This is a genomic window from Mesorhizobium sp. M1027 (assembly GCF_040318745.1).
GTDB lineage: Bacteria > Pseudomonadota > Alphaproteobacteria > Rhizobiales > Rhizobiaceae > Mesorhizobium.
Genome location: NZ_JAMYMW010000001.1, coordinates 621,104 through 644,666, shown reverse-complemented (window position 1 = coordinate 644,666; position 23,563 = coordinate 621,104). Strand labels below are relative to the sequence as shown.

At 62.5% G+C, this 23,563-nt stretch carries 23 protein-coding genes; 10 read left to right on the top strand and 13 right to left on the bottom strand.

What is annotated here, in order from left to right:
• Position 1 precedes the first annotated feature (1 nt).
• From urtE to urtA, 5 genes are all read right to left on the bottom strand, one after another.
• Positions 2 to 697 (bottom strand): urea ABC transporter ATP-binding subunit UrtE, encoded by a 696-nt coding sequence (gene urtE, locus NKH50_RS03030; protein WP_352688276.1) that lies wholly within the window; start codon positions 695 to 697, stop codon positions 2 to 4.
• Between the two features lie 70 nt (positions 698 to 767).
• Positions 768 to 1,514 (bottom strand): urea ABC transporter ATP-binding protein UrtD, encoded by a 747-nt coding sequence (gene urtD, locus NKH50_RS03025; RefSeq protein WP_352478979.1) that lies wholly within the window; start codon positions 1,512 to 1,514, stop codon positions 768 to 770.
• A 7-nt stretch (positions 1,515 to 1,521) separates the two neighbouring features.
• Entirely contained in the window at positions 1,522 to 2,754 is a 1,233-nt protein-coding gene (gene urtC / locus NKH50_RS03020) for an urea ABC transporter permease subunit UrtC (protein WP_352705514.1), read from the bottom strand.
• Entirely contained in the window at positions 2,751 to 4,367 is a 1,617-nt protein-coding gene (gene urtB, locus NKH50_RS03015; RefSeq protein ID WP_352705516.1) for an urea ABC transporter permease subunit UrtB, read from the bottom strand. The genes urtC and urtB overlap by 4 nt, the downstream gene beginning before the upstream one ends.
• A gap of 101 nt (positions 4,368 to 4,468) precedes the next feature.
• On the bottom strand, positions 4,469 to 5,779 hold the full coding sequence (gene urtA / locus NKH50_RS03010) for an urea ABC transporter substrate-binding protein (RefSeq protein WP_502894309.1): 1,311 nt from the start codon (positions 5,777 to 5,779) through the stop codon (positions 4,469 to 4,471).
• Positions 5,780 to 6,080: 301 nt separating this feature from the next.
• Between urtA and NKH50_RS03005 the strand changes: the two genes are divergently transcribed.
• Positions 6,081 to 6,476 carry a hypothetical protein gene (locus NKH50_RS03005; protein WP_023674851.1) on the top strand — a complete coding sequence of 132 codons (396 nt, stop codon included), beginning with the start codon at positions 6,081 to 6,083 and terminating at the stop codon, positions 6,474 to 6,476.
• A 48-nt stretch (positions 6,477 to 6,524) separates the two neighbouring features.
• On the opposite strand, the gene NKH50_RS03000 is transcribed toward NKH50_RS03005, so the two are convergent.
• Complete coding sequence (locus NKH50_RS03000; protein WP_352705517.1) at positions 6,525 to 7,235, bottom strand: purine-nucleoside phosphorylase; 711 nt, start codon at positions 7,233 to 7,235, stop codon at positions 6,525 to 6,527.
• A gap of 83 nt (positions 7,236 to 7,318) precedes the next feature.
• Positions 7,319 to 9,892: a cell cycle histidine kinase CckA gene (gene cckA, locus NKH50_RS02995; RefSeq protein WP_352705519.1), complete on the bottom strand. Its 2,574-nt coding sequence runs from the start codon at positions 9,890 to 9,892 to the stop codon at positions 7,319 to 7,321.
• Positions 9,893 to 10,093: 201 nt separating this feature from the next.
• Between cckA and NKH50_RS02990 the strand changes: the two genes are divergently transcribed.
• Positions 10,094 to 10,852, top strand: coding sequence for a hypothetical protein (locus NKH50_RS02990; protein WP_352876590.1), 759 nt, complete (start codon positions 10,094 to 10,096; stop codon positions 10,850 to 10,852).
• 82 nt (positions 10,853 to 10,934) lie between these two features.
• Here the strand turns inward: NKH50_RS02990 and dksA are convergent, their stop codons facing one another.
• Positions 10,935 to 11,351, bottom strand: a complete 417-nt coding sequence (gene dksA / locus NKH50_RS02985) for an RNA polymerase-binding protein DksA (RefSeq protein ID WP_023674847.1) — start codon at positions 11,349 to 11,351, stop codon at positions 10,935 to 10,937.
• 262 nt (positions 11,352 to 11,613) lie between these two features.
• On the opposite strand from dksA, the gene NKH50_RS02980 reads away from it, so the two are divergent.
• The 4 genes from NKH50_RS02980 (at position 11,614) to NKH50_RS02965 (ending at position 15,391) form a co-directional block, all read left to right on the top strand.
• Complete coding sequence (locus tag NKH50_RS02980; protein WP_352705523.1) at positions 11,614 to 12,117, top strand: SixA phosphatase family protein; 504 nt, start codon at positions 11,614 to 11,616, stop codon at positions 12,115 to 12,117.
• A 62-nt stretch (positions 12,118 to 12,179) separates the two neighbouring features.
• A complete protein-coding gene (locus NKH50_RS02975; RefSeq protein ID WP_352705525.1) occupies positions 12,180 to 13,658 on the top strand; it encodes a YcjX family GTP-binding protein in 1,479 nt (492 codons plus the stop codon).
• Positions 13,655 to 14,749 (top strand): YcjF family protein, encoded by a 1,095-nt coding sequence (locus NKH50_RS02970; protein WP_352876587.1) that lies wholly within the window; start codon positions 13,655 to 13,657, stop codon positions 14,747 to 14,749. Before NKH50_RS02975 ends, NKH50_RS02970 begins: the two co-directional genes overlap by 4 nt.
• Positions 14,750 to 14,836: 87 nt before the next feature.
• Positions 14,837 to 15,391, top strand: coding sequence for a hypothetical protein (locus NKH50_RS02965; protein WP_352705529.1), 555 nt, complete (start codon positions 14,837 to 14,839; stop codon positions 15,389 to 15,391).
• A gap of 61 nt (positions 15,392 to 15,452) precedes the next feature.
• Here NKH50_RS02965 and NKH50_RS02960 read toward each other — a convergent pair whose 3' ends face one another.
• Positions 15,453 to 15,719, bottom strand: coding sequence for a hypothetical protein (locus NKH50_RS02960; RefSeq protein ID WP_352876584.1), 267 nt, complete (start codon positions 15,717 to 15,719; stop codon positions 15,453 to 15,455).
• A 229-nt stretch (positions 15,720 to 15,948) separates the two neighbouring features.
• Between NKH50_RS02960 and NKH50_RS02955 the strand changes: the two genes are divergently transcribed.
• Both NKH50_RS02955 and NKH50_RS02950 read left to right on the top strand, forming a co-directional pair.
• Entirely contained in the window at positions 15,949 to 17,784 is a 1,836-nt protein-coding gene (locus NKH50_RS02955) for a monovalent cation:proton antiporter-2 (CPA2) family protein (protein ID WP_352876581.1), read from the top strand.
• Between the two features lie 17 nt (positions 17,785 to 17,801).
• Entirely contained in the window at positions 17,802 to 18,353 is a 552-nt protein-coding gene (locus NKH50_RS02950) for a DUF924 family protein (RefSeq protein ID WP_502906829.1), read from the top strand.
• Positions 18,354 to 18,377: 24 nt separating this feature from the next.
• On the opposite strand, the gene folK is transcribed toward NKH50_RS02950, so the two are convergent.
• From folK to folP, 3 genes are read right to left on the bottom strand one after another with little or no spacing between them, the layout of a single operon-like run.
• Positions 18,378 to 18,890 carry a 2-amino-4-hydroxy-6-hydroxymethyldihydropteridine diphosphokinase gene (folK, locus tag NKH50_RS02945; protein ID WP_352736608.1) on the bottom strand — a complete coding sequence of 171 codons (513 nt, stop codon included), beginning with the start codon at positions 18,888 to 18,890 and terminating at the stop codon, positions 18,378 to 18,380.
• Positions 18,874 to 19,233 (bottom strand): dihydroneopterin aldolase, encoded by a 360-nt coding sequence (folB, locus tag NKH50_RS02940; protein ID WP_023674838.1) that lies wholly within the window; start codon positions 19,231 to 19,233, stop codon positions 18,874 to 18,876. The genes folK and folB overlap by 17 nt, the downstream gene beginning before the upstream one ends.
• 3 nt (positions 19,234 to 19,236) lie before the next feature.
• Entirely contained in the window at positions 19,237 to 20,082 is an 846-nt protein-coding gene (folP, locus tag NKH50_RS02935; protein ID WP_352876578.1) for a dihydropteroate synthase, read from the bottom strand.
• 96 nt (positions 20,083 to 20,178) lie between these two features.
• Between folP and NKH50_RS02930 the strand changes: the two genes are divergently transcribed.
• Together NKH50_RS02930 and NKH50_RS02925 are read left to right on the top strand one after the other, a co-directional pair.
• Positions 20,179 to 20,796: a DUF922 domain-containing Zn-dependent protease gene (locus tag NKH50_RS02930; RefSeq protein ID WP_254817394.1), complete on the top strand. Its 618-nt coding sequence runs from the start codon at positions 20,179 to 20,181 to the stop codon at positions 20,794 to 20,796.
• Positions 20,797 to 21,006: 210 nt separating this feature from the next.
• Positions 21,007 to 22,488, top strand: a complete 1,482-nt coding sequence (locus NKH50_RS02925; protein ID WP_352876575.1) for an MDR family MFS transporter — start codon at positions 21,007 to 21,009, stop codon at positions 22,486 to 22,488.
• Positions 22,489 to 22,515: 27 nt separating this feature from the next.
• On the opposite strand, the gene NKH50_RS02920 is transcribed toward NKH50_RS02925, so the two are convergent.
• Positions 22,516 to 23,544 (bottom strand): NAD(P)/FAD-dependent oxidoreductase, encoded by a 1,029-nt coding sequence (locus NKH50_RS02920; RefSeq protein ID WP_254817396.1) that lies wholly within the window; start codon positions 23,542 to 23,544, stop codon positions 22,516 to 22,518.
• Between the last annotated feature and the right edge of the window lie 19 nt (positions 23,545 to 23,563).

The following is a 23,563-nucleotide window of genomic DNA, read 5'->3' as shown; positions in this document are numbered from 1 at the left end:
TTCAGACGGTCAGGAATTTGCGGACGTCCGCCCGGTCGAGATCCTCGGCCGAGCCGGTATGAACGATCTGGCCACGGTCCATGATGTTGACCTCGTCGGCCAATTCCCGGCAGAAGTCGAGATACTGTTCGACCAGGAGCACGGGGATGCCGGCCTGGTCGCGCAGATAGCGGATGGCGCGGCCGATATCCTTGATGATCGACGGCTGGATGCCTTCGGTCGGCTCGTCGAGCACCAGCAGTTTAGGCCGCATCACCAGTGCCCTACCGATGGCAAGCTGCTGCTGCTGGCCGCCGGAAAGATCACCGCCTCGGCGCGCGAGCATCTGCTTCAGCACCGGAAACAATTCGAAGACGTGACCGGGAATGTTGCGGTCGGCGCGCTTCAGCGGCGCGAAGCCAGATTCGAGGTTTTCCCGCACCGTAAGCAGCGGAAATATCTCCCTGCCCTGCGGCACGAATGCGATGCCCGACCGGGCGCGATCATACGCCGCGCTCCGGTCGAGCGCCTTCCCCTCGAAGGCAACGCTTCCGCTCGTCAGCCGATGATGGCCGACGATCGATCTCATCAAACTGGTCTTGCCGACGCCGTTGCGACCGAGCACGCAGGTGATCTTGCCGGCGCGGGCTGTCAGCGAGACACCGCGCAGCGCCTGAGCGGCGCCGTAATGCAGCGTGGCATTGGAGACTTCGAGCATGGTCAGCGCTTTCTCCAACGCGTGAAGAACGCAAGGTCGAAATGATGGAACGGAACGCGCCAGACCATGATCATCTCCCCAGGTAGACTTCGACGACGCGCTCGTCGGCCGAAACGAAGTCGAGGCTGCCCTCGGAAAGCACCGAGCCTTCGTGCAGGCAGGTAACCTTGACGCCGAGCTCGCGCACGAAATGCATGTCGTGCTCGACGACGATGACCGAATGGTCGCGCGCGATATCCCTGAGCAGCCGCGCGGTTTCCTCGGTCTCGGCGTCGGTCATGCCGGCAACCGGCTCATCGACCAGCAGCAGCAGCGGATCCTGCGCCAGAAGCATGCCGATCTCGAGCCATTGCTTTTGGCCGTGGCTCAGATTGGCGGCGAGTTCGTCGCGCTTGTCGCCAAGCCGGATGATGCCGAGGATGTCGTCGATCTGCCGCACTTCCGCGGCCGAGCGACGATGGAACAGTGCCGGGAAGATCGAGCGCGGGCCTTTCAGCGCCAGCATCAGATTGTCCTCGATCGTGTGGCTTTCAAAGACGGTCGGCTTCTGGAATTTACGGCCGATGCCCATCATGGCGATTTCGGCCTCGTCGTGTTTGGTCAGATCGACCTCACCGTTGAAGAAAACCTCGCCCGCATCGGGCCGCGTCTTGCCGGTGACGATGTCCATCATCGTCGTCTTTCCGGCGCCGTTGGGGCCGATGATCGCCCGCATCTCGCCTTTGTCGAGCACCAGCGAAAGGTTGTTGATGGCGCGAAAACCGTCAAAGGAAACCGAAACGCCGTCGAGATAGAGGATGGTGTTGCTCTTCGACATCAGACCATCACTCCGCCGGCTGCGGTTCGGCGCTGGAGGCCGACCAGTCGCCCGGCCTTCTCGCCGCCGAACGGTCGGTTTTCGGCGGCACCGGCGCATCGGGATCGATCCCGGCTTCCTCGGCAACCGAGGCCGCCCGCAACGCCTTGGCGTTGCCGCGCCAGGAATCCCACATGCCGATGATGCCCTTGGGCAGGAACAGCGTGACGGCGACAAACAGTCCGCCCAGCGCAAACAACCAGAATTCAGGCAGCACGCCGGTGAACCAGGATTTACCGGCATTGACCAAAAGCGCGCCGATGATCGGCCCGACGATGGTGCCGCGCCCGCCGACGGCCGCCCACACCACCACCTCGATCGAATTGGACGGCTCGAATTCGCCAGGGTTGATGATGCCGACCTGCGGTACGTAAAGCGCACCGGCGATGCCGGCCATCACCGCCGACACGGTGAAGGCGAACAGTTTGACGTTCTCCGCCCGCCAGCCGAGAAAGCGCGTGCGGCTTTCGGCGTCGCGCACCGCCATCAAAAGCTTGCCGTATTTGGAACCGACGATTGCCCAGGTGACGAAGACGGCGAGCGCCAGCATGACGGCGCTAGCCGCGAACAGCGCCGAGCGTGTCATGTCGGCCTGCACGTTGAAGCCTAGAATATCCTTGAAGTCGGTCAGGCCGTTATTGCCGCCGAAACCCATGTCGTTTCGGAAAAAGGCAAGCAGCAGCGCATAGGTCATCGCCTGGGTGATGATCGACAGATAGACGCCGGTGACGCGGCTGCGGAAGGCAAACCAGCCGAAGACGAAGGCGAGCAGGCCGGGTACTGCAAGCACCATGATCGCGGCAAACCAGAAATGGTCGAAACCGTACCAGAACCACGGCAGTTCCTTGTAGTTCAGGAACACCATGAAGTCCGGCAGCAGCGGATTGCCGTAGACGCCGCGCGAGCCGATCTGGCGCATCAGATACATGCCCATCGCATAGCCGCCGAGCGCGAAGAAGGCGCCGTGGCCGAGCGAGAGGATGCCGCAATAGCCCCAGACGAGATCGAGCGCCAAGGCGAGCAGTGCATAGCAGAGATATTTGCCGGTGAGCGCGACGATATAGGACGGCACGTAAAACGCACTTGTCGGCGAGACCGCAAGATTGAGCAGCGGCACGACGATTGCAACCGCCAGCAAGATGAAGATGGTGATGGCGACGCGGCGGTCGGCGCCGGCGGCAAAGAAGCGCCCCGTGATCATGCTTCCACCGACCTGCCCTTGAGCGCGAACAGACCGCGCGGGCGTTTCTGGATGAACAGGATGATCAGCACCAGGACGACGATCTTGCCGAGCACCGCTCCGGCATAGGGTTCGAGGAATTTGTTGACAATGCCGAGCGAGAAGGCGCCGACCAGCGTGCCCCAGAGATTGCCGACGCCGCCGAAAACGACGACCATGAAGCTGTCGATGATGTAGCCGCGGCCGAGATTGGGCGAGACATTGTCGATCTGGCTGAGCGCGACGCCGGCGATGCCGGCAATGCCGGACCCCAATGCAAAGGTCAGGGCATCGACCCACGGCGTCCTGATGCCCATAGAGGCGGCCATCCGGCGATTGGCCGTGACGGCACGCATCTGCAGCCCCCAGGGCGTGCGTTTCATCACGTAAAGCAGCACCGCGAAGACGCCGAGCGCAAAAGCCAGGATCCAGAGCCGGTTCCAGGTGACCGAAAGCTGGCCGATCGCGAACGAACCTGACATCCAGGATGGGTTGCCGACCTCCTGGTTAGTCGGCCCGAAGATGGTGCGCACCGCCTGCTGCAGGATCAGCGAGACACCCCATGTCGCCAGCAGGGTCTCCAGCGGCCGGCCATAGAGGAAGCGGATCAGCCCGCGCTCGATGACAAGGCCGACGAGCGCCGCCACCAGGAAGGCCAGCGGCAGGGCGATGACCAGCGACCAGTCGAACAGGCCGGGAAAGGAATTGCGGATAACCTCCTGCACGACGAAGGTCGTGTAGGCGCCCAGCATGACCATCTCGCCATGCGCCATGTTGATGACGCCCATGACGCCGAAAGTGATGGCAAGGCCGATCGCCGCCAGCAGCAGCACCGATCCGAGCGATATGCCGTACCAGATATTCTGGCCGGCATCCCACAGCGCCAGCGTCGAATTGATGTTGGATATCGCCGCAGTCGCCGCGTCCTTCACCGCACCTTCGGAACTGGCCTCCACCGACGTGAGCAGCGACACCGCATCCCGGTCGCCGCGCGCACCGATGAGCGCTATCGCCGCCAGTTTGTCGGCCTCCGGCCTGTCTGAAACGAGAACCGATGCGGCACGGGCCTGTTCGAGCAGCGCCTTGACGCTTGCCGCGCTCTCATTGGCGATCGCGGTGTCGAGCGGGTCGATGTTTGCCGCGTCCGGCGTCTTGAACATGGTGTCGGCGGCGGCAATGCGCACGGCCGGATCCTTGGAGCCCAGCGTCAGCGTGCCCAGCGCGTCGCGGATGACGCGGCGCAGCGTGTTGTTGACCTTGATCTTGGTGATGTCGGCCTTGGCTGCTTCGCCAGACTTTTCGCCGGTGAGCGCATCGAGCAGTTCGATGCTGTCGCCGCTCTCCTTGCCGACAAAGACTACTGAATCGGCCTTGCGGACGTAAAGGCTGCCCTCCGCAAGCGCGGCAAGCGGCCGTTCGACGGCTGTGTCGCCGGTTGCCGCAAGCTCGCGCACGACAGCTTCGATCGCTGAAAAATTGGAGGCGGTGGCGAGTTTGGCGACGACCGCGCGCAGATCGGATTCGCTGGCGTTCGACGGCAGCAGCATTCCCAGAAGGAGGAGCAGCATCAGGCCAATCGCGCGGATCAGGATCATCGGTTTCTGGTGGCTGTTGGAGGTTGAATGTCGCCTCCGGGCAGGCTGGAGGACGAGCCCGCCCGGAGACTTTTGCGGTCTGGAAGGACAGACCGGGAGGATCAGTTGGTTCCCTTGCCGCCGCATTTGCCTGTGGCGACATTGAAGTTGCCGCAGGACAGAGGCGCGCGCCAATCGGAGATCAGGTCCTTGGAGTCAGGCAGGTAGTCGGACCACTCGTCGCCCATCACCAGGCCCGGCGTCTGCGAGACGGTTTCGAACTGGCCGTCGGCCTGGATTTCGCCGATCAGCACCGGCTTGGTGATGTGATGGTTCGGCATCATGGTCGAATAACCGCCGGTCAGGTTCGGCACCGAGACGCCGACCATGGCGTCGATGACCTTGTCCGGATCGGTGGTGCCGGCCTTCTCGACCGCCTTCACCCACATGTTGAAGCCGATATAGTGGGCTTCCATCGGATCGTTGGTGGTGCGCTTGTCGTTCTTGATGAACTTGTGCCAGTCGGCGATGAACTTGGCGTTCTCGGGCGTATCGACGCTTTCGAAATAGTTCCAGGCGGCGAGATGGCCGACCAGCGGCGCAGTGTCCAGACCGGCAAGCTCTTCCTCGCCGACCGAGAAGGCCATGACCGGGATGTCCTCGGCCTTGATGCCCTGGTTGCCGAGCTCCTTGTAGAACGGCACGTTGGCGTCGCCATTGACAGTTGAGACGACGGCGGTCTTCTTGCCGGCCGAGCCGAACTTCTTGATCGCCGAAACTTCGGTCTGCCAGTCGGAGAAGCCGAACGGCGTGTAGTTGACCATGATGTCTTCGGCGGCAACGCCCTTCGCCTTCAGATAGGCCTCGAGGATCTTGTTGGTGGTGCGCGGGTAGACGTAGTCGGTGCCTTCGAGCACCCAGCGCTTCACCGAACCGCCATCCTCGCTCATCAGATAATCGACGGCCGGAATGGCCTGCTGGTTCGGCGCCGCACCGGTGTAGAACACGTTGCGCTCGCTTTCCTCACCCTCATACTGGACCGGGTAGAACAGGATGTTGTCGAGCTCGCTGAACACCGGCAGCACCGATTTGCGCGACACCGAGGTCCAGCAGCCGAACACCGCGGCGACCTTGTCCTTCGAGATCAGCTCGCGCGCCTTTTCGGCGAACAGCGGCCAGTTGGAAGCCGGATCGACGACCACCGCCTCGAGCTTCTTGCCGAGCAGGCCGCCCTTGGCATTCTGCTCTTCGATGAGCATCAGCATGGCGTCCTTCAGCGTTGTCTCCGAGATCGCCATGGTTCCCGACAGCGAATGGAGGATGCCGACCTTGATGGTGTCGTCGGCCGCCTTGGCGGGAACGCTCATCAGCAGGCCGGCGGTGACCACGCCGGCCGAAAACATTTTTGCTATTGTCGAGAAACTGCCCCTCATACTTTTAAACTCCCAAGCTGGTTAACTGCATCGGGACAGACCATGCAACGGCTGTGCCAATCACCGGAGCAAGTTCGGAGGATTTGAGATTTCCCAGCTCTGTCAGTCGGTTAATGTATTAGCTGCAGGAGATGAACCCCGCCTGCTATGTTCGAAACGAGAAAGGATCACCCATATCAGCCTAAGTTTTACTCACATATAAGCCAATGCATGAATTTTGAGCAGCATCATATGAGCGCTGGTGAGGATTGCAGCGCCGCAGCGAAATGGGCAAGTTTGAACCCCTTTAACGAGCGATCATATGGCTTTCAGAGCTTCTTGCATTTTCACCGCCATGCTTCTGCTGGCGGCGACGACCGTAGCGCGCGCCGGCTTCAGCGACGGCAAGCTGCCGGACGGCTCCTATCATTGCGAAGTCTACCTGCTTGGCATGTTCCTCAGCCTCGGCGACATCACCATCAAGGGAAACGTCTATAGCGGTCCTGTGAGCTTCGGCATCGCGCCGCAGAGCTACAATTACCAGATGGATGCAGACGGCGTGATCACCTGGCTAGGTCCGCTGGGTGGCTATACCAGTGGCGGCAACTCGATCTCGCTTACGCAGGCGACGCTGGAAAGCGGAACCACCCCGTCCTTCGACATCATCATGAAGCAGCCAGACGGCGCCTTTACCGCCTCGACCTGCACGAAGCGTTGAAAAGTACGGAACCTGGCGAGGTTCCGTACTCCGAAGCACAAAAGCCGCCTAGCTCTCCGCCGCCAGATCGAGCGCCAGCCGGGTCATATCGGTGAAAAGCCCCTGGCGTTCGGAATAGTCGGTCTGCTCGCCGGTTGCCACGTTGTCGACGACGGTCAGGATCGACAGCGCCCGAGCGCCGAAATCGGCCGCAATGCGGTAGAGTGCGCTGGTTTCCATGTCCACGGCGAGCGCGCCCTGTGCCTGTGCTTCGGCAAAGCGTTCGCGCCCCAGCGGATGATAGAAAATATCGCTGCAAATGGTCAGCCCGGCCCGATGGTCGATGCCGAGTTCCGAAGCTCGGGCCAATGCCTGGGTCAACAATGCCGGATCGGGACCGGCATCGGCACGATAGAGCCCAAAAACCTGGCCGCTCTCCGCATTTTCGCCACGCACCGATTGCGCGATCACCAGGCTGCGCAGCGCCATCTCGGCGGTCAGGCCACCGCAGGTACCAGTGCGGATCAGTGTTTTCGCACCATAGAAGTCCAGCAGCTCATGCACATAGACCAGGAACGAAGAGACGCCGATGCCGGTGGATTGGATGCTGACAGGTTTGCCGCGAAACAGCCCGGTAAAGCCGAGCGCGCCGCGGCGGCGGTTGACGCAGCGCGGCGCTTCCAGAAAGGCCTCCGCCATCCATTCAGCGCGCTGCGGGTCGCCCGGCAGCAGCACCGTGCTTGCGTAGTCGCCTTTGCTAGCTTCGTTGTGTGGCGTCACGGCATGCTTTCCAAAACCCGTCGCCCGTTTCACCTGCAATCATGGCAGTCTCACGACATTGCGCAAGCGGAGCGTTGGAAGGGTCAGGATTCCAGCATGTCCTTTACGATTGTGGCCAATTGCTTGAGCGAAAACGGCTTCGGCAAGAAGCCGAAATGCGCGTCGGCCGGCAAGTTCTTGGCGAACGCGTCTTCGGCATAGCCGGACACGAAGATAAACTTGATGTCGGGCTGCCGTTTGCGCAATTCGCCGAGCAGCGTCGGGCCGTCCATTTCCGGCATCACCACGTCCGACACCACGACGTCGACCTTGCCGCCGAGCGCTTCGTAGACCTCAAGCGCCTCGACGCCGGACGACGCCTCGTGGACGGTGTAGCCGCGCGATTTCAGCGCCCGCATACCGCCCATGCGCACGGCGTCCTCGTCCTCGACCAGCAGCACCGTGGCCGAGCCCGACAGGTCCTTGGCTGAGTCGGCGATCTTGGCAGGTGCGGCCGGCGCCTCTCCAGCCTCGCCCGCCTTCCTTGCCTCCGCAATGTGCCGCGGCAGGAAGATACGGAACACGGATCCCTTGCCGACTTCGGAATCGCAGAAGATGAAGCCGCCTGTCTGCTTGATGATGCCATAGACCATGGACAGACCAAGGCCAGTTCCCTTGCCAACCTCCTTTGTCGTGAAGAAGGGCTCGAAGATCTTTTTCAGCACATCAGGCGCGATGCCGCTGCCGCTGTCCTCGACCTCGACCAGCACATAGTCGGCCGGTGTAAGTTCGCGATAGGAAAAGGTCTTGCATTCCCCGGCGCTGACGTTGCGGGTACGTACGGTGAGTTCGCCGCCGGCCGGCATCGCGTCGCGTGCATTGACCGCCAGATTGACCACCACTTGCTCGAATTGCCCGATATCGACCCTGACCGGCCACAGGTCGCGGCCATGGTCGATCTTGAGCTTGATGTCGTTGCCGACCAGCCGGGCAAGCAGCATCCTTAGATCGGCGAGCACGTCGGTCAGGTTGAGCACCTCCGGCCGCAGCGTTTGCTTGCGCGAGAAGGCCAGCAACTGACGCACCAGCGAGGCCGCCCGGTTGGCGTTCTGCTTGATGTTCATGATGTCCGGGAATGACGGATCGGACGGCCGGTGGTTGGTCAACAGCAGGTCCGAGGCCATGATGATGGCGGTCAGCACATTGTTGAAATCATGCGCGATGCCGCCGGCGAGTTGGCCGACCGCCTGCATTTTCTGGCTCTGCGCCATCTGGCCCTCGAGGGCCTTTTGCTCGGTGGTCTCCACGGCATAGACGATGGCCGATTCCTCGGCGCCCTCGCCGCCGGTGCCGTCAGCGACCGCATTGACGTAGAAGCGTATGTGGCGCTCCTCATTGCCGGGCAGCACCGTATCGATCGGCTCGATGTCAGCCTGTTGCTGACGTGCCTTTTCAAAGGCCGCGGCGAAAGCCGGCCGGTCGCGCTCGTGGATCACCGTATCCAGCCGCACACGCCGATCGACCGCGTCGCGGTCGACGACCGAGGAAAACAGCGACAGGAACGGCGCATTGGTGCGCAGGATGCGGCCGGCATGATCGACGCCGGCTATCGCCATCGGCGTCGAGTTGAAGAACCGCGTGAAGCGTATTTCCGATGCACGGAGGTCGGCCGAAGCGTCCTCGCCTTGCGTCCGGTTGAGCACGATGGTGCGAGTCGGGCCGTTGAGCCCCTCTCGGCTGGCCGAGACACGATGCATGAAGCGCACCGGCAGCGCCTCGCCGGTCATCGTCGTCAGATCGAGGTCGATAACGGCATTGCGCGTGGTACCAGCATCGGCCTTGACCGAACGGACCAGCGCCATGCCGTCGCCGGCGACGATCTCCGGCAGCGTGATGGCGCCGGGAGTGAAGCTGGCCAGGTCGATGCCCAGCCACTCCGCAAGGGTCGCGTTGATATAGGTGACGCGGCCTTCCTGGTCGGCCGAAAAGAAACCGGCCGGCGCGTGATCGAGGTGATCGATCGCCTTTTGCAGGTCGAGAAAGAACCGCTCCTGCTCGGCCCGTTCCTGCGAGATATCGGCAAGCTGCCAGGCAAGCATCGGCAGCCGCTGGCCTGGAACGCTGAACGCGCGGGCCCGGACGCGGTACCAGCGCGCGCCCGGTTCGGCGCCTGGCCGAATGGACTGCGCAAGCCGAAACTCGCCGTCGCCCGGCTGGCCGTCGCGCAGGCCCGACGCCAGCCGGTATATGGTCACCGAGGCCTCGGGAACGTCTGAAAGCAAACCTTCGACCGTCTTGATGTCGGCGGCCGACTCGGCACCCGTCATATCGGCATAGGTCCGGTTGGCGTAGATGATACGGCCTTTGGTGTCGGTGACCAGGAGACCTTGTGACATCGAATCGACGAAAGCTTTCGACAGTTCGTCGCTTGTCGAGCGCGGCGTGATATGCACGAAGCCGATCGCAGTGGCGAATAGAAAGCCGACGCCGATCATCGCCAGCACGCCAAGCATGCCGAGCAGGAAGGGATCGCCAAGTCGCTCTCGGAAAAGGCCGAAGACGATCGCTGCCCCTGTCAGGACGACGATGAAAACGATGAGCCGGGTGACCGCGCCCGGTCGCGTGTTCTGGTCGACGATAGGTACCGGATAGAAATCGCCGCGCGCTTCCTTGGCCATGTGCCCCCTGCTCGTGAATTCCGGCGTCGGTTGAATCATATTCTCAGGGTCGGGAAAAGGCCCGGCGGCAGATGTCCGCTAAAAATGACGCCGTTCGGCTCCCGGTTTCGAGCTGTTCACGAAGCGTGAAAGGCAACTTGCGGTGGCCTGCCGCAACAGTCTAGTGTCGCCTCTCTTCGAAAGCTGATTTTGGGGGAACCAATGCTGCAATGGGTGGATGGCGTGGCGGGGCCTGGTTATGCCGCAGCAATCCTATGGACGTTTGCAGTACTTGTCCTGCTGCTCATCATTCTTCTTATCATCAGGCTGGTCCGCAGCCTGACATTCGGAACATTCGTCGCCGGGGGCAGGAACCGCAAGACGCGGCTGGCTGTCATGGATGCCACAGCGGTCGACAGTCACCGGCGGCTGGTGCTGGTGCGCCGCGACGATATCGAGCACCTGCTCTTGATCGGTGGTCCGACCGACGTCGTCGTCGAGCGCGACATCAGGCTCTCGGCGCTGCGCCGCCCGGCATTGACCGGAGACAACAGCCATCAGCCGGCAGCAAGGCCAGCTCAGACCACAGCCGCGCCGGCGAGGCAAGCGCCGCCGCAGCCGGCAAGCGCGGCCACACCCCCTGTCCGAGCTCGCCAGACGGCGACGATGGCGGCAACAATGCCGGCGCCTACGCCGGCGCCGAAACCGGCATCGAACGTTACACCGTTGCCAAGTTATGGATCCGTCAATGCCAATGCCTCGCGGCATGCGCCGCAGCCGGCAAGACAGGACTCCCCGGCAAGATACGAGCCGCCGGCACAGCATGAGTCGATCGACGATGCGCTGATGAAGGAGCTGGAGGTTTCCCTCGACGAGCCACGCTTCAGCCAAACGGCGAGCAAGCCGGTGGCGAAGGCATCGCCCTCTCTCGACGACGAGATGACGAAGCTCCTCGGCGAGTTGTCCAATCAGAAAAGATAGGGCGATAGCGAACGGCCAATGAAAATGGCCGGAAAACCGGCCATTTTGAACGCTCTACCGATGCCGTGTTTTTCCCGCCTGCTCAGTCGTCGCGGTAGACCTTCTCGCGCCGCTCATGGCGCTCCTGTGCCTCGATCGACAAGGTGGCGATCGGGCGCGCGTCGAGCCGCTTCAGCGCGATCGGCTCGCCCGTCTCCTCGCAGTAACCGTAAGTGCCTTCGTCAAGGCGCTGGAGGGCCGAATCGATCTTGGAGATGAGTTTTCGCTGGCGATCGCGGGCGCGAAGTTCGATCGCGCGGTCGGTTTCGGAGGAGGCGCGATCGGCGAGGTCAGGGTGGTTGGCGTTTTCCTGCTGCAGGATTTCGAGAGTTTCGCGCGCTTCGCGCAAGATGTCGTTCTTCCAGGTGACGAGCTTCATGCGAAAGTAGGATTTCTGCCGCTCGTTCATAAACGGCTCGTCTTCGGAGGGTACGTAATCGGCGGTAACGATGTCGTTCATTCGACTCACCCAACAAACCCCAAATTTGGCGCCTATATATTCGCGGACCGAAAACTGCACAAGCGCAATCGACGACAGTTTCACGCATTTGTTTATGTGGGACAAACCGACATTGGCGACATCATTCGCATGAACGGCACGCCCGAATTCGCGCATGATTCATTATGCTTGAGGGGGCATCGGCATTGCGCGCGAAGCGCTTCTGATGGCTAATTCCTGCGGCCGCATTTGACCGGTCGGTACCCGACATATCGGGGGTTTCGTGACCAAACTTTACCTGCTGAGGCATGCGAAGGCCGGCTGGGCGCTGCCTGGCGTGACTGACTTCGACCGCCCGCTCGATCCATCCGGCTTCGCCGACGCCGAAGCGATGGGCGTGCTGATGCGTTCCCGCAAATACGCACCGGCCCTCACCCTTTGCTCAAGCGCCAAGCGCGCCCGCCAGACGCTGGAAAGCTTGGCTGGCCATACCAACACGGGCCGGGTGCTGTTCTGTGACACCTTCTACAGCGACGATGCCGCGGCGTACCTCACTGCCATCCGGCAAAATGGCGGGCTGGATGCCTTGCTCGTCATCGGTCACAAGCCGATGATTGGGGATCTCGCCATGGCGCTGTCGGGCGACGGCAACGAGACCGCGCGGGCCATGCTGAACCACGGCTTCCCGACCTCCGCACTTGCCGTGGTCCGGTTCAACGGCGGACTTGCCGAGGCTGCGCCAGGCACCGGCTATCTCGAAGCCTTCCTGACGCCTGCGGATATCTGAGGCCATTTCAAAGCCGCGCATCAAAGCCTATATCGGAGCCTGACCGGCCCGCGAGAACAGATTTGGCATCATCGCTGACGACTTTTACCGACGAGGCCAAGATTGCCTTGGATACGTTGTCAGGCCGCGCTGCCGGGCTTTTCGCTCCGTCGCTGCGGCTTGGCGTGACCGGGCTGTCCCGCGCCGGCAAGACGGTGTTCATCTCGGCCCTTGTACACAATCTGGTCCATGGTGGACGCTTGCCGCTGTTTGAGGCACAAAAATCGGGGCGCATCGCCCGGGCTTTTCTCGAAGAGCAGCCGGACGACGCCGTACCACGCTTCCAGTACGAGGATCACATCGCGGCTCTTGTCGACGAGCGCGTCTGGCCGGATTCGACGCGTGCGATTTCCGAACTGAGGCTCACCATCGAATACGAATCGGCCTCTGGCTGGAGCCGCATGTTTTCCGCCGGCAAATTGTCGGTCGACATCGTCGATTATCCCGGCGAATGGCTGCTCGACCTGCCGCTGCTCGGCAAGTCCTACGCCGATTTTTCGCGTGAGGCCTTCGAGATGGCCGTGTTGCCGGTGCGTGTCGATCTTTCGCGGGAATGGCGGGCGCTCTCCAATCCGGTCGACCCCAACGCCGACGCCGACGAGATGACGGCGCGCCGTCTCGCCGAGAGCTTCGCGGCCTATCTCAAGGCCTGCAAGCTCGATGAGCGGGCGCTTTCGACCTTGCCGCCCGGCCGCTTTCTGATGCCCGGCGATCTTGAAGGCTCGCCCGCTCTCACCTTCGCGCCGCTGCCGAATCTGGACGGCCGGCGCTCCCGCTCGGGATCGCTGCAGGCTATGATGGAGCGGCGCTACGAGGCTTACAAGACGCATGTCGTTAAACCGTTCTTTCGCGAACACATCACGCGTCTCGACCGCCAGATCGTGCTCATCGACGCATTGCAGGCATTGAATGCGGGCCCCGGCGCGATGGCCGATCTGGAGCGCGCGGTCACCGAAATCCTGTCCTGTTTCCGGCCCGGCCGGGGCAACCTCCTGACCGACCTGTTTTCGAGGCGCATCGACCGCATATTGGTGGCCGCGACCAAGGCCGACCACCTGCACCACGAAAGCCACGACCGCCTGCAGGCCATCGTGCGGCGGCTAGCCGACCGCGCCGTGGCGCGGGCGAATTTCACCGGAGCCGACGTCGACGTCGTCGCCATGGCGGCCATGCGCGCGACCCGTGAAGGCACGGTCAAGCAGGGCCGCGAGACTTTGCCGGTCATTATCGGCACGCCATTGCGTGGCGAAAAAATCAACGGCGAAACCTTTGACGGAAAGACCGAAACAGCCATATTTCCCGGAGACTTGCCGGAGAAAGTTGATGCGTTGTTCGACGTTGCCGAATCGATCCGCCGGCAGAACAATGACGACCCCGCAATCCGCTTCGTGCGCTTTCGCCCGCCGAAGCTCGAGCGCACCGCCGAGGGCGTCACGCTGTCGCTGCCACATATCAGGCTCGACCGCGCGCTGCAGTTCCTGATCGGAGATCATCTCGCATGAGTGCGCCCCGCAGACCGGCGGCCTTTCGCATCGAGCCGGAGCCCCAGCAGAAGGAAGATTCGACGGCTCGCCATGCTGCGTCCGAGGCCGCGCCGGCGCGAAAGCCGCGTACCGTGAAGGCGGATCTAGCTGTGGTCACACCGGCGGAGATCGACGTCTTCGACGAGCCTGATATCGTCGCTGCCGAGCCGCCGCCGGCGATTGCGCCGCGAAAACGTTCGCTGCTTGGCAGCCTGTTCTTCGGCGCGCTGGGCGTTCTGGTTTCGCTCGCCGTCGGCCTCTGGACCGACCAGCTGATTCGCGACCTGTTCGAGCGCGCCGAGTGGCTGGGCTGGCTGGCCGCCGGCATGGCCGCGATCGCCATCCTGGCGCTTCTGATCATCCTCGTGCGCGAGTTCATGGCGATTGCCCGGCTTGCCGAGGTCGAAAAGTTGCAGAAGCGGGCGCTCGATGCGATTGCCCGTGACGATCCGAAGACCGCCCGAGCCGTGGTCGACGAGTTGTCGGTCTTTGTCTCGGCCAAGCCCGAAACCGCGGCCGGCAGGCGCTCGCTGGCCAAATTGCGCGGCGAGATCATTGACGGCGGCAATCTGGTGCGCCTGGCCGAGACCGAGATCCTCGGCCCGCTCGACGCCCGCGCGAAGGTGATGATCCTCGAGGCGGCAAAGCGTGTGTCCCTGGTGACCGCGGTCAGCCCGCGCGCGCTGGTCGACGTCGCCTATGTCGTATTCGAAGCCGGGCGGCTGATTCGGCGACTGTCGGAGCTCTATGGCGGCCGCCCGGGCACGCTTGGCTTCTTTCGCCTGGCGCGCAGCGTTCTCGCCCATCTCGCGGTCACCGGGTCGATCGCCGTCGGCGACAGTTTCGTCCAACAGATCGTCGGCCACGGCCTTGCGGCCCGGCTGTCGGCAAAGCTCGGCGAAGGCGTCGTCAACGGCATGATGACGGCGCGCATCGGCATTGCAGCGATGGAAACCGCAAGGCCCCTGCCCTTTTACGCGGTCAGGCGGCCTGGATTAGGCGATTTCCTCTCCGCGCTGACGTCCTTTGCAGCAAAGAAAGAAAAAGAAACATCCGTTTCCGGAACGTGACTATTGCCTTGGGGTGACAAAGCATTAACCAATCTTGTTCATGGTCGGAAGCGTCCAAACCAGTCTCTTTGTTGCCGGGTGTCGTCGATGAAAAGCGTTATTCTGTCCAGCGGGCTGCCCGTGGCGCTCGCGCTTGTCGCAACCGTCGGCATTGCCGGAAGGGCTACGGGGGCGGAACCGGACAAGCAGTTCTTTCGATCGGTCGAAGGCAAATGGGTCGGCCCCGGAGAAATCGTCGCCGGCAAATACAAGGGCACGAAATTCACCTGCAGCTTCACCGGCTCGACGCCTGACGGCAAAGTCGGCATGTCGCTCGACGGCGGCTGCCGGGTCGGCATGTTCACCCAGCAGATGTCGGCAACGATCGAGCACAAGGGCCGCCAAGGCTACAAGGGCAGCTTCATGGGCGGCGCCGCCGGGTCCGGCCTCGACATTATCGGTGGCAATGTCGTCGATGCGCACAAGGTTGTTTTCACCATCAATCGCAATCAGTTGCGCGGCGTAATGCAGGCGCTTGTCCCAGACGACAATTCGATGACGGTGACCGTTGCCGTGCGCGTCGACCAGCAACTGGTCCCGGTCATCGGGATGAAGTTGAAACGGGTCGATGGGGTAGAAGTTGGCTCCATCGCTCCGAACTGAGCCTCCGGCATGAAAAAGGCGGCAGCCAAACGGCGCCGCCCTTTTGACATGCAATGGGCGCTCAGCCTTTGATCGCCGCAGTCAGCTCGTCATAGGCCTTGCAGGCGTCAGCCACTGCTGTGCCACCCGGATACTTGGTTGTGACCGCCTGGACCTTGGCTGTGAGATCGGCAGCCTTGGCCGGATCGTTGGTAATTGCAGCCTGAAGCGCTGCAGTCATGTCCTGAGCCTTCTTGGTCAGCATCTCGGTCGTGCACTCCGGTGCCTTGGAACAGGCGGAGCCGGCAAGTGCCGCGATACCAACGGCAACCAGCAAAAAGGTCTTCATGTCAGTCATCTCCTCAAAAAAGGGCCGCGACTTGATCGTCGCTCGCCCTCCACTGGCCGAAGCCGGGCGTCCTTAGCGCCGGATCGCTGGAACAAGCGACGCCCGGAGGCTCATTATCCTGTGCAGTGCGCCTGCAATATCGCTTCCACGACGCACCGGATTCGCACTGTTCGATCCGCTCCGAAGCCCCTATCTTGGCCGCTTGTTGCAAGAGAGCGGAACGGCAGGCATGGCGGCAGAGGCATCGAACAGCGATCTGATCCAGGTGGTGGCGCTGCTTGCCGCCGGCGTCGTTGCGGTGCCGATCTTCAGGCGCATGGGACTTGGCTCCATCCTCGGCTATTTGACGGCCGGCGTCGTGATCGGCCCGTTTGGGCTGCGCATCTTTTCCGAATCTGAAGCCATTCTTCATGTCGCCGAACTCGGCGTCGTCATGTTCCTGTTCATCATCGGACTGGAGATGCAGCCGTCACGGCTGTGGGGCCTGCGCCGCGAGATTTTCGGGCTTGGCGCGCTGCAGGTCGGCGTCTGCGCGGTCCTGCTGACCGGCGTCGGGCTGGCGGGAGGTTTTCCTATCGCGCAATCCTTCGTCGCCGGCGCCGGTTTCGTGCTCACCTCGACGGCCATCGTCATGCAATTGCTGGAAGAACGCGGCGAACTGGCCACGCCAAAGGGCCAGCGCATCGTTTCGGTCCTGCTTTTGGAAGACCTGGCCATCGTGCCGCTGCTGGCGCTGATCGCCTTCCTCGCGCCGGGCGGTGCCGATATGAGCCTGTCGGATCGGTTGACGGAGGTCGGTATCGGCCTTGCCGCGATCGTCGGGCTGGTGCTTGCAGGACGCTATCTGCTCAATCCGTTCTTCCGTATCCTGGCGGATGCGCGCGCCCGCGAGGTGATGACCGCAGCCGCCCTTCTGGTCGTTCTCGGATCGGCGCTCGCCATGCAGCTTTCCGGCCTGTCGATGGCGATGGGCGCCTTCCTGGCCGGTGTACTCTTGTCGGAATCGACCTTCCGCCACCAACTGGAGGCCGACATCGAACCGTTCCGCGGCATTCTGCTCGGGCTGTTCTTCCTTGCTGTTGGCATGTCACTCGACCTGCATGTGGTCGTCGTCAACTGGCAGCTCATTGCCATCTATGTCGTCGCCTACATGATGATGAAGGCGATCGGCATCTATATCGTCGCCCGCCTTCTCAAAACCGGCCACCGGGAAGCGCTCGAGCGCGCGGTCTTTATGGCGCAAGGCGGCGAATTCGCCTTCGTCCTCTATTCCGCAGCAGCGGCAGTCGGGATCATCGATAGCCAGGCCAATGCGATGCTGACCGCTATCGTCATCATTTCCATGGTGCTGACGCCGTTGGCAATTATAGCCCTGCGGTATCTGACGCCGCGCGACGAGCAGTCGCTTGAAGGCGTCGATGTCGCCAACGGCCTGACCGGCAGCGTGCTGATCATCGGCTTTGGCCGGTTCGGCCAGATCGCCAGCCAGCCGCTTTTGTTGCGCGGCATCGACGTATCGATCATCGACAATGAGGTCGAAATGATCCAGGCGGCAGCCGATTTCGGCTTCAAGGTCTATTATGGCGACGGCACGCGGCTGGACATCCTGCGTGCCGCGGGAGCCGGGCGGGCACGCGCAGTGCTGATCTGCGTCGACAAGCCCGATGCCGCCGTGCGCATCGCCGAACTGATCAAGGCGGAGTTTCCCTTGCTGACGGTGCTGGCACGGGCTTTCGACCGCGGTACGGCGTTGCAGCTCATTCGTGCCGGCGTCGACTACCAGCTCCGCGAGACCTTCGAATCGGCGCTTGTCTTCGGCGGCTCGACACTGGAAGCCCTTGGCGTCGACCCAGAAGAGGTCGCCGAGGTCATCGAGGATGTCCGTCGCCGCGACACTGCCCGTTTCGAACTTCAGCTGGCCGAAGGCATCCGCGCCGGGCGACGCTTTCTCAAAGGCAATATCGGCACCCCCATTCCGACGCCGCTCAGCACGCCACGACGCGCGGGCCAGGCGCTCAACGAAGAGACCGCCGGCGTGCTGCAGAAATCCGAACCGGCCGATTAAACCTTGGAATGACGCGAATGATGAACGAACTGGACGAGCGCGCTCTCTCCGTCACCAGATTCTGGCGCGACGCCGGGGAGGAGGCATGGTTCGAGAAAAACGACGCCTTTGATGCCGACTTCCGCACCCGGTTTTTCGATCTGCACTTCGCCGCCGCCGGCCGCGAATGCGACGGCTGGTCTGAACACGCCGAAGGGTCTCTGGCACTGATCATCCTCCTCGACCAGTTTCCGCGAAACTGCTTTCGCGGCACCGGCCACATGTACGCCACGGACCCGCTGGCGCGGCATTTCGCCGGGAAGGCGATCGCTGCCGGCCATGACCTGGCGCTCGACGAGGAACTCCGCGTCTTTCTCTATCTGCCTTATGAGCATTCGGAGGACCTCGCCGATCAGCTCAAATCGGTGGAGCTTACCGCCGCCAAGGCTCCGTCCTACCTGAAATATGCGATCGAGCATCGCGACATCATCCAGCGCTTCGGCCGTTTTCCCCACCGAAACAGGATGCTTGGCCGCGAGACGACAACGGACGAACAAATGTTCCTCGACGGAGGTGGGTTTTCCGGCTGATTTCGGGCACCGATGGCGGCAGCCTCAGGCCTTCCACCAATCCCGGCCTGAGGGCAGCCGTTCAATGCCCGATGTGTCGACGGCGGCCAGCCGCTCCGACACGCTCTTGCCGTCGACCACAAGCTCCGACGCAATTTCTGCCAGCGGTGCCAGCACGAAGGCGCGCTCCAGCATGCGCGGATGCGGCACCTCCAGCCCGGTCTCGTGGATAACGCGGTCGCCGAACACGAGAATGTCGATGTCGATCAGGCGCGGCCCCCAGCGCTCCTCGCGCACCCGCTTCAGTTTTCGCTCGGCATCAAGGCAGAGATCCAGCAAGTCTCGCGGTGCGAGCGCGGTCGAGATTTCGGCCGCCGCATTGAGGAAATCCGGCTGATCGAGCTTGCCCCAGGGCGGCGTGCGGTAGAGCGATGAAACGGCAACGACGCGCGTGCTCTCGTCGGCATCCAGAATGCCCAGTGCCGCAGCCATCGACCTCGCCGGATCACCAAGATTGCCGCCGAGACTGAGATAGACGGTATTATTCTGGCCAGACAACGGTCACCTCGACATGATCGAGCACACCCGGCACCGGGGCATTCGGCTTGCGCACGGTGATCTCGGCCTTTTTGATCTGCGGAAACCGCGCCGTCAGCGCCCTCGCCACTTCGAGCGCCAGCGCTTCAATCAGAAAGCGCCGCTCGCCTGTAATGATCTTCTCGATGACCGCAAAAGCGATGCCGTAATTGACGGTGTCCTCGATGGAATCCTCGACCAGCGCCCGCCCGGGATCCACCGTGAGTGCCGCATCGACATAAAAGCGCTGGCCGAGCGTCTCTTCTTCGTCCAGCACACCGTGCCGAGCGAAGAAGGCGCAGTTTTTCATGCGGATGACATACATGGCTCAGCTTTCCCCGATCTCACGCGCCAGCATAGCATCGGCAATGGCCAACGCATCCACGTTGATTGCGACATCGTGGACACGAAAAAGATGCGCGCCTTTGAGCCTCAGGATGACGCTGGTGGCCGCGGTTCCGGCGCCCCTTGCGGCTGCGTCGCGGCCGGTGACGGTGCCGATAAAGCGCTTTCGCGATGTGCCGGCCATCAGTGGAAAACCCAGCGCACGAAGCTCGGAAAACCGTGCCATCAGGTCAAGATTTTCAGCGGCCGTCTCCTTGGCGAAGCCGAAGCCCGGGTCGAGCACGATATGGTCGTCGGCAACACCGCTCCGTCGCGCAATTTCCAGCGACTTCCTGAGGAAGAAGAGCTGATCGGCAATCACGTCAGGCAGTTTCTGTCGATCCCGTCCCGTGTGCATGATGACAAGCCCGGCGCCGGTTTCGGCCGCGACGCGGGCAATGCCCGGTTCGCGCTGCAGGCCCCAGACGTCATTGACGATATGTGCGCCGGCCTGGACGGCGAGCCGGGCCGTATCCTCGCGATAGGTATCGACCGAGATCAGCGTTCCGCCAGACGTCGCGAGCGCCTCGATGACCGGCAATATGCGAGCCTGCTCTTCCTTTGCGGAGATCGCAGACGCCCCGGGACGTGTCGATTCTCCGCCGATGTCGATGACGGAGGCCCCCTCCCCGACCATGCGGCGCGCCTGGTCAACTGCTCTTTCAGGCGCATCGAACAGGCCGCCGTCGGAAAAACTGTCCGGCGTGATGTTGAGGATGCCGACGACCACGGCCTTGCCACCAATGTCGAGATGGCGTCCGTGGGCTAACTGCCATCGCCCTGTCATCATTGCCCATCAACCATGTCCGATCCCGCGGCGTGGCCGGGGATCAATTCCGTTGCGCCGGAGACGGCGGTAAAGCAAGGTGGGCAAAGAGGCAACACGATGAAACGATCCTTCCTTTGCGCCCTGATGCTCGCCCTGACCGCATTCCCGGCCAGCGCTGCAACTCTCGTCAAGACATATAGTTATTTCCCGATCGGCGGCAGGACACTCGACGACATCGAGACCCAGCTGTCGAAACTCGGGCCTCGGGTGAAAAGCACCGGGTCGCGGCATCCAGGCGCTACCCAGATGGCGTTCACCACCCGCGTCAGCTATGCGCAAAAGCCGGGCTCGTGCTGGATTGCCGACGCTGTCGTCACCGTCAAGGTCAAGGTGATCCTTCCGCAGTGGCGCCGCCCGCGCAAAGCCGATGCAGGCGTCAGGCTGTTCTGGGATACGTTGTCCGCCGACATCAAGCGCCATGAGGAACGCCACGTCGAGATTGCCAAGAACCATGGCCGCGAACTCGAAGACGCCTTGAAGGCGAGCTACCCGGAAAAGACCTGCGAACTGGCCAAGGCCAAGGCCGCAAAAATAACGGCGGCCATGCTCGCCAAGCACGACCAGGAGCAGATGCGCTTCGATCGTGTGGAAAGCGTCAATTTCCAAAGCCGCATCCTGCGGCTCTTGAATTACCGCATCGAGCGCATTGAGAACGGCCGACTCGCTCCCGGCTGAACTCCGCGTCGTCGGACAAAGCCAATTTTGCCGAAACATGGTGCCAGCTTCGAAAAACTTTCGAGCCGCTGTCGAAATCGGCCTATAGCGAACGACATATATCGAGTTCGCAGGGCTCATCTCAAAGGCACGAGAACACGGCCAATCTGTACACTCGACGCAGTCCAGCGCCTCGCGGACGTGCACCCAAGCGTAATGGGATGAATGGATATGGACCAGGCTATCGACAAGCAAGCGATGGTGGAAACCAGCACGCCGCTGACCGAAACCGAGAAAAACGCCATCATCGGCGGCGTGCTTTTGTCGATGCTGCTGGCAGCGCTCGACCAGACCATCGTCGCGCCGGCGATGCCGACGATGGCACGTCTGCTCGGGCATGCCGAGTATCTGCCGTGGATCGTGACCGGCTATCTTCTGACCGCGACCGCCGTGGCGCCGCTCTACGGCAAGATCTCCGACATTTATGGTCGCCGGCCGACCGTCTATGCTGCAATCCTGATCTTTCTCGCCGGCTCGCTGGTCAGCGCCACCGCCCCCAACATGCTGGTCCTGGTTGTCGGTCGGGCGATCCAGGGCGCCGGCGGCGGCGGGCTGTTCGCCCTGACGCAGACCGTGATCGGCGACCTCGTGCCGCCGCGCGAGCGGGCTCGCTACGCCGCCTGGATCTCGGGCACCTGGGCCGTCGCCAGCATCGCCGGGCCGCTGCTCGGCGGCACCTTCGCCGAACATCTGCATTGGTCGCTGATCTTCTGGATCAACATTCCGCTCGGCCTGCTGGCGATGGCGATCATCAACAACCCGCTCAAGAAGCTGCCGATCGCCGCAAAACATCACCGCATCGACGGCCTCGGCGCGCTGCTTCTGGTCGCGGCCACCTCGCTGCTGCTGCTTGCCTTGAACTGGGGCGGCAGCGAGTTTCCCTGGCTGTCGCCTGAAATCCTTGGACTGCTCTTCTGCTCAGCGGTGTTCTGGAGCGCGTTCGCGCTGAGGCTGCTGCGTGCGGCCGAACCGCTGATCTCGCTCGAAGTGCTCGGCAATCCGATCGTTCTCGCCGGGACGCTGTCGATGTTCCTGCTGCAGGCCGCCAATGTCGGCTTGTCGGTCTATCTGCCGGTCTACCTGCAATCGGTCGTCGGCCTGTCGGTCAGCGAATCGGGCACCGCGTTGCTTGGGCTGATGCTCGGCACGGTGGCCGGTGCGACCTTCAGCGCGCGAATGATCCCGCGCTTTTTCCACTATAAACGCATTGCCATGATCGGAACGGTTTTCTCGATCCTGTGCCTCGGCGTGCTCAGCCTGGTCGCCGGGCATGCCTCACTGTTGCTCGTCGAGGTGTTGACGACCTGCGTAGGCCTGGGCACAGGCACGACCTTTCCGGTTGCCACTGTCTCGGTCCAGAACGCCGTCGATCGTATGCACCTTGGCGTGGCGACCGGCGTTCTCACCTTCCTCCGCTCGCTGGGCAGTGCGCTTGGCGTCGCCATGCTTGGTGCCGTCGCCCTTGGCTACGGCCTGCCGCTGGCCAGCGAAGGCACGCAGCCGGCCGGCCATGTTGCCTCGGCCGTGCCGTTCGTGATGATCTTTCTTGCAGCGGCCGCAACCTTGCTGTTGTCGTTCATCACGCTCTGGCTGATGCCGGAAAAAACGCTTCGCGGCCATGCCGAGGCTGTGGCCCCAGCGTTGGCGGAGTAGACCGGCCCGACGAAAATACAGCGAGGTTCAGTCGACCACGCCGAGCTTCTTCTGCAAGCTGGTCGACGAGGTCGTATACTGGAACACAATGCGCTCGCCGGGGCTGACGATGCGCTTGGCTGCTTGCGCCATCAAGGCGACCTCATGGAAGCCCGACAGGATCAGCTTCAACTTGCCGGGATACCAGTTGATGTCGCCGACGGCGAAGATGCCAGGCACCGAAGTCTGGAATTTTTCGGTGTCGACCGGGATCAGGTTCTCGTGAAGGTTGAGGCCCCATTCGGCGATTGGGCCGAGCTTCATCGTCAGGCCGAAGAATGGCAGCATCCGCGTACACGGTACTTCGATATCGCCCTCCGGCCCCTTGATGATGGCGGACGCGAGCTGGCCGTCGGCACCGGTCAGGCCAGTCACCTGTCCAACCTGGAATTCCAGCTGCTTCATCTCCTGCATGGCATACATCTTGTTGACGCTGTCGGGCGCTGCACGGAATTCGGGCCGCCGGTGCACCAGTGTCACGCTCTTGGCCACCGGCTGCAGATTCAGCGTCCAGTCGAGCGCCGAATCGCCGCCGCCGACGATGACGAGGTCATGGCCGCGAAAGTCCTCCATCCGGCGCACCGAGTAGAACACACTCTTGCCTTCATAGGGTTCGATGCCCGGGATCGGCGGCCGCTTCGGCTGGAAAGAGCCGCCGCCAGCGGCGATCACGACGATTTTGGCTTCGAACACCTCGTTTTCGTCGGTAGTGACGCGGAAGCTGCCGTCCTCCAGTCTTTCCAGGCCCGAAACCATGCGGTTATAGGTGAATTCGGGCTTGAACGGCGCGATCTGCTCAAGCAGCTTGTCGACCAGACCTTGCGCCGAGATCGAGGGCCAGCCCGGAATGTCGTAGATCGGCTTTTCCGGGTAGAGTTCGGCGCATTGCCCGCCGGGCCGGTCGAGTATGTCGATCAGATGGCACTTCATGTCGAAGAGGCCGAGCTCGAATACCGCAAACAGGCCGACAGGCCCTGCCCCGACAATGAGTACGTCTGTCTTGATGATAGCGGTCATGAAGCATGCGCCTTTATGG